The 5971-nt window shown below is 61.4% G+C and carries 7 protein-coding genes; 6 read left to right on the top strand and 1 reads right to left on the bottom strand.

The window, feature by feature from the left end:
- The 4 genes from ACTOXK_RS11885 to ACTOXK_RS11870 form a co-directional block, all read left to right on the top strand.
- Nucleotides 1–508: signal peptidase I (locus ACTOXK_RS11885; RefSeq protein WP_482279984.1), on the top strand; the 508-nt coding region annotated here is incomplete at its 5' end.
- 164 nt (nucleotides 509–672) lie between these two features.
- Nucleotides 673–987 (top strand): MBG domain-containing protein, encoded by a 315-nt coding sequence (locus tag ACTOXK_RS11880; RefSeq protein WP_482279983.1) that lies wholly within the window; start codon nucleotides 673–675, stop codon nucleotides 985–987.
- A complete protein-coding gene (locus ACTOXK_RS11875; protein ID WP_482279985.1) occupies nucleotides 914–1201 on the top strand; it encodes a hypothetical protein in 288 nt (95 codons plus the stop codon). Before ACTOXK_RS11880 ends, ACTOXK_RS11875 begins: the two co-directional genes overlap by 74 nt.
- A 306-nt stretch (nucleotides 1202–1507) precedes the next feature.
- Nucleotides 1508–2473 (top strand): Rpn family recombination-promoting nuclease/putative transposase, encoded by a 966-nt coding sequence (locus ACTOXK_RS11870; protein WP_482279982.1) that lies wholly within the window; start codon nucleotides 1508–1510, stop codon nucleotides 2471–2473.
- Between the two features lie 8 nt (nucleotides 2474–2481).
- Here the strand turns inward: ACTOXK_RS11870 and ACTOXK_RS11865 are convergent, their stop codons facing one another.
- A complete protein-coding gene (locus ACTOXK_RS11865; protein WP_482279981.1) occupies nucleotides 2482–3186 on the bottom strand; it encodes a TraX family protein in 705 nt (234 codons plus the stop codon).
- A gap of 214 nt (nucleotides 3187–3400) precedes the next feature.
- On the opposite strand from ACTOXK_RS11865, the gene ACTOXK_RS11860 reads away from it, so the two are divergent.
- Nucleotides 3401–4018: a J domain-containing protein gene (locus ACTOXK_RS11860; RefSeq protein WP_482279980.1), complete on the top strand. Its 618-nt coding sequence runs from the start codon at nucleotides 3401–3403 to the stop codon at nucleotides 4016–4018.
- A 166-nt stretch (nucleotides 4019–4184) separates the two neighbouring features.
- A partial coding sequence (typA, locus tag ACTOXK_RS11855) for a translational GTPase TypA (RefSeq protein ID WP_482279979.1) occupies nucleotides 4185–5971 on the top strand: 1787 nt, incomplete at its 3' end.

The raw sequence follows: 5971 nt of genomic DNA, 5'->3' as shown, positions 1-5971 counted from the left end.
CCGTCTGCGGCGGTTGCGGGTGGTGGCGCACCTCTGCTCGTTTCTCGGTGCGGCTCTGCTCGGCGTCGTTTTGGCTCTTGCGTTGTGTGCGACGCTGGTGCCGCGTCTCATGGGGCTTCAGTCCTACGCTATCGTGTCCGGTTCCATGGAACCCACATTGCCGGTGGGCGGTCTGGTATATGCCGAGCCGTTTTCTGCAGAGGAATTGGTGCCGGGCGATATCGCTGTGTTCTGGCGCAATGGGGACGTCATTATCCACCGTGTTGAGGAAAATGATCCTGAAGCACGCGAGCTTATTACGCGGGGCGATGCCAACGACGGCGTTGACGCGCATCCGGCTCTATACGACAACGTTATTGGTCGTGCGATGGGGTGTGTGCCGGCGATTGGCTACTTCATTCTGGCGCTGGGATCTCTGCCGGGGAAGTTCGTCCTCGGCTGGATCGTGCTCATGGGCGCCGCCCTTACCATCATCGGTACGGTTATTTCCAATCTAGCGCGACACTAGGTTGGCTATCAGCCTCGTTCCGGCCACGCAGATGTTGCGAAAAGAGCCGCTTGCCTCTATTTCGTTTAAAAAAGAACTTTGACAATGCGCCGACACCGGGGCTGCCCCGAAGAAGTACGAGGGATTCTTTGCTGAATCCTTCAGCCAGGAGAAGATTGCAGCGGATGACTCGACGGTTGTCAATATTCGCTATAAGCGCGATACGAGCGAGTTCTCCATTGCTCCCTACGAGGGTGCCAATGGCGGTAGACGATGCCTCCAAGTTCGCAGGCGCCGCTGATCCGGCGCTGACGGGCTCTATCGAGGGTCTTGTGGCAGGCGACTCGCTCGGCGTAAGCTACGTCCGCGCCGACGTCGGCAGCTGCCACGCCTACGGTGGTCACGCCGGCTCCGGCGGCTACCCCCGTGGCAACGACGCCCGTGAACGATCCCGAGGTTATCGAGGACGACGCTACCCCGCAGGCCGCCGCGCCCGGTGAGCGCACACCGTTGGCTGAGACCGAGGAGATTGCCGATGAGGGCAACCCCTTGGGAGCCTTCGATGAGCCTCATTGCTGGGTTCACTGGGTGATGCTGCTGGGCATCGTCGTCACGGCGCTTTATGCCGTGGCCGCGGTGCGCCGCCGCTTGAGCCTGACTCGTGTGGGCCGAGAGCAAGCGCCGCGCCAAGATGCGTCTGGCGTTTGTGGGTGATGGCATCATCTACAACCCGGAGAACGGGCTAGTGCTGCCCGATCAGGGCGAAAGCGAGTTGGCGCTGTTGCAGCGCACGCTGGCTAAAAGCGGGACTTTCTGTCTGAAAGGTCGTGTGCGAGCGACCGTTGTTTCTGCATCGAAAGGAGAGTTGCCCCAGAGGCGCTCTCCTTTCTGTTTCATGCTGAAAAGGACTGCGGGACGAGACGGCGGTTCCGGGACGGCTCAAATCGCGACATTCTGGGCATCGTTTAACGGTTTTGCGGAGGTATGCTCCCCTCGTAGCGACTAGAGGAGGGAGCGAAAATGAAAGACAGAATGCTCGAGTTTTGCGATTGGCCGATGTTCGACAGGATTATGATGGACGCCTCTCTCTGCCGGGAGGTTCTAGAAGTGATCTTGGATCGTCCCGTAAGCCAAGTCGAGCATGTGATTGCCGAACGAGACATTAGGCCGTCGTTCGCGAGTCACGGAGTGCGGCTTGACGCGTTTGTCCAAACCGATAACGAGGTTTATGACATCGAAATGCAGACATCGAGAAAGGGGAAACTCGGCCGTCGGCTCAGGTACTATCAAGGCTCGATAGACACCCTTTCGCTTCATCGTGGCGAGGAGTACGAGAAGCTCCCGCCGTGCTTCATAATCTTCATTTGCACATGCGATCCATTCGGCTGTTCCTTGCCTGTGTATACGTTTGACATGACCTGCGCAGAAAGCGATGGTGTCGTGCTGGATCACGGATTCACGTGGATTGTTCTTTCGGCTCCTGCTTGGCGCTCGCTTCCGCAAGGGAGCCTGCGGAACCTGCTACACTACGTTATGACAGGCGATGCTGGCACCGATAAGTTGGTGAGGAAAATCAACGAAGCGGTGATTGCGGCCAATAACGACGAGGTGTGGAGAAGGGAGAAGGTGGAATTGCTTACTTGGGAAAGGGATATGGAGATCCAGAAGCGTATTGCTATTGAGGAAGGCATCGCCGAAGGTCGGGCTGAGGGTCGGGCCCGAGGTCTCGCCGAAGGCCGCGCTCGGGGTCTCGCCGAGGGCCGTGCCGAGGGTCTCGCCGAGGGCCGTGCCGAGGGTCTCGCCGAGGGCCGTGCGGAGGGCCGTGCCGAAGGATTTTCTGCTGGTATTGAGGAGGGAGAGAGCCGTTTGGCCGCCCTTATAGCTGCGCTTATGGAAGCCGGTCGTACCGAAGACGCGCATCGTGCGGCTACTGACGCGGATGCTCGGGAGCAGTTGCAGAGGGAAATAGGATCCATTTCTGCATAGCGAGGCCTTCAAAGGCCGAGGAGAAACTTCGCGATCCAGAGTGCCAGCAGGTGAGCGGGATAGTAGGCGTAGAAGAACCATTTCATGGGTCGGCCCCGTTGCCCGTTGTAGTGTGCGATGAGGATAGTAGCCAGGCCGAAGCCGGCAGTATAGTAGCCGAGAACTCCCAAAGAAAGGGCGGAGGGGTCGGTGACGGCCCATGAGAGCGCTGGCAGCCCGAGGGCAAGGCCGGCCACGAGCATAGTGAGCGCCGATCCGCGCGGTCGATCGTTTAAATGCCAGAACAGCAGGATCACAATGGGGCCGATGATGCCCCAATCGCATAGGCTGCTGAGGGTGATGCCGGCGGCAATGGTCAGAACGCGCAGGGCCACGTTGGGTATGTGATCGGTTGCCCAAAGCAAGCCGAGCCCGATGAGTAGCGTGACGAGCACGTTGCCCGTCGCCCCGAACAAAAGCGAAAAGGGAACCTGCGAGATCGCAGCGAACGTAGCGAGCCGCATGGCGTAGCGGCGTACGTTGGAGGTGTGGCGGTATCCTTCGCACAGCAAGTAAGCCATGATGGGGAACGTCAGGCCGCCGAGGGAGTAGAGCGCCACCATGGATCCCGCCGGCAGTAGTGTGCCGAATACGTTGGCGATATGGTTTGCGGTCATGCCAACGATAGCGGCTATCTTCAAGCTGAACGCGGTAACGCCGAGGGGGCGGCTCACGGCAGTCCTTTCGAGGGAAGGGTGGTTGGTCGGGCCATTATACCGCCCCTTCGTGCAGTTGCTGGAAGGCTCGTGGAAGGAGGGGTGCCGCGTTTCCGGCCTGCCGCCCTGCCTTGCTGCGCTCCCCGTTGCAGCGCGTTGCTGTATCCGCTCATTTCTTGCGGGATGCCCCGCGCCCTCTTCCAACTTCCCTCACCCGTGCTAGGATGCCCGCATGAACAGAAACGAAGCGCTCCACATACTCGGCCTGGAAGATGATGCCACTGCCGACGATATCAAAATCGCCTATCGCGAAACGGTGCAGATTCTGCACCCCGATAAGTTCGCGGGCAACGAAAAGCTGCAAAGTCGTGCTACCGAGCAGTTCAAGCGCCTGCAGGAGGCTTACGACCTGCTCAGCTCGGGCTCCGGCGGCGCGCGGGGTTCCCGGCGCTCCGGCTCGTCGCCCTCGTCCTCGTCGTCCGGTGCAGCTGCTCGCTCGTGGGCGGAAACCGAAGGCGATGTGGAGGTGGAGTACGTTACCGAAGCCGAGATAAAGGCCCGTCTCTCCGGCATCGCCGCTGCCCGCGCCCAGCTGGTGGCCCAGCGCGACACGGTGACCGACGACCGCCGCAACGGTCTTATGATGGCCGGCATCGGCGCCGTGGCCGCATTCTTCACCATCCGCCGTCCCTTCGGCATCTTCGGGTTCATCGCTGCTATTGCGGTGCCCGCCACTATTTGGGGCATCGTTCAGGCCGTAGGGGCCCAGAAGAGCCTGAACACCCTGAACGACCATTTGGCGAAGCTTACCGAGGAGCGCAAGGAGTACGAGGCGCTTCTGGACGAGTAGGGAATCGCCCCGAGGCCCTGCAGCGCTGGGCAGCCCTTGGTGCCGCCGTTGGCTTTTGCGGGGTGTCCGCGGTTGTCGTCCCCGTGCCGTCTGCGGCAGTCATCCCCGATAGTCCCCGCAAAGCGCTATAATTTCTCCGACTTAAAACGAATAGGAAAGAAGATTCATGAAGCAAGAGAACATCCGCAACGTTGCCATCATCGCCCATGTTGACCACGGCAAGACCACCCTGGTGGACCGCCTGCTGTGGGCGTCGCACGTGTTCCGCGACAATCAGCAGGTGGAAGAGCGCGTGCTGGACTCCAACGATCAGGAGCGCGAGCGCGGCATTACCATCCTCTCCAAGAACATTTCCATCAACTACAAGGGTGTGAAGATCAACGTTATCGACACGCCGGGCCATGCCGACTTCGGCGGCGAGGTGGAGCGCGTGCTCAACATGGCCGACGGCGCCCTGCTCATCGTTGATGCCTACGAGGGCCCCAAACCCCAGACCCGCTTCGTGCTGTCCCATGCTCTAGAGCGCGGCCTGCGCATCGTGGTGGTGGTGAACAAGATCGACCGCCCCAACGCCGATCCGGAAGGCGCGGTGGACAAGGTGTTCGACCTCATGGTGGAATTGGGTGCCACCGACGAGCAGCTGGACTTCCCCGTGGTGTACGCCTCGGCTGTGAACGGCTACGCGCGCTTGGCTCCCGATGACGGCAACATGGACATGGTGCCGCTGCTGGACACCATCCTCTCCGAGATTCCCGCCCCCGAGGTGGACGTCGATGGCCCGGTGGCCCTGCAGGTGTGCACGGTGGATCATTCCAGCTACGAGGGCCGCATCGGTGTCGGCCGCCTGGTCAGCGGCACGCTGCACGAGAAGGAGCAGGTGCTCGTGGTGAAGGCCGACGGCACCGAGCGCCGCGCCCAGATCCGCAAGGTGTACACGTTCGAGAACCTCGGCAAGGCTGAAGTGACTGCTGCCGACGCCGGCGACATCGTGGCTGTCATCGGTATCGAGGATGCCGATATCGGCGACGTCATCACCTGTCCCGACAACCCGGTGGAAATGGCCCCCATCGCCGTGGAAGAGCCCACCATGGCCGTTGTCTTCGAGGCTTCCTCCAGCCCGCTTGTGGGCCGCGAAGGCGAGATCGTGGGCGGTCGCCAGCTGAAGGAACGTCTCATGCGCGAGAAGGAGAGCAACATCTCCATGCGCATCAACGAGCTGGAGGACAAGACCGGCATCGAGGTCGCCGGCCGCGGCGTGCTGCACCTGTCGGTGCTCATGGAGACCATGCGCCGCGAGGGCTTCGAGTTCCAGGTGGGGCGCCCCCGCGTGGTGTACAAGACTGCTGCCGATGGCAGCAAGCTGGAGCCCATCGAGGAAGCCACGGTGGACGTGCCCAACGAGTACGCGGGCAAGGCCATCGAGGTCATGGGCACCGCCGGCGGCATCATGGAGGACATGTCTTCCGATGAGACCATGACGCACCTCATCTTCCGCATTCCCTCCCGCGGCACCATGGGTCTGAAGACCCGTATTCTGAACGCCACCCGCGGCGAGGCCATGCTGTTTCACCACTTCAAGGAGTACGGCCCCTATTCCGGCGAGATGGCCGGGCGCAAGAACGGTGGCATGATCGCCATGTCCACGGGCAAGGCCGTGGCCTACGCCCTGGACACCCTTCAGGAGCGTGGGCGTTTGTTCGTGGGCCCGGGTGACGAGTGCTACGAGGGCATGATCGTGGGCGAGTCCGCCAAAGAAGGCGATATGGTGGTGAACGTCGAGAAGACGAAGTCGCTCGGCAACCAGCGCTCCAGTTCTGCCGACAAGGCCATTCAGCTGACGCCTCCCATCACCTTCACCTTGGAAGAGGCCCTGGAGTACATCGAGGACGACGAGCTGGTGGAGGTGACCCCGCAGTCCATTCGCCTGCGCAAGCGCCTGCTTTCTGCCACCGA

The organism is Adlercreutzia sp., from assembly GCF_056795635.1.
The sequence above is the reverse complement of the archived record's forward strand: the minus strand, read 5'-3'. Positions and strand labels throughout refer to the sequence as shown.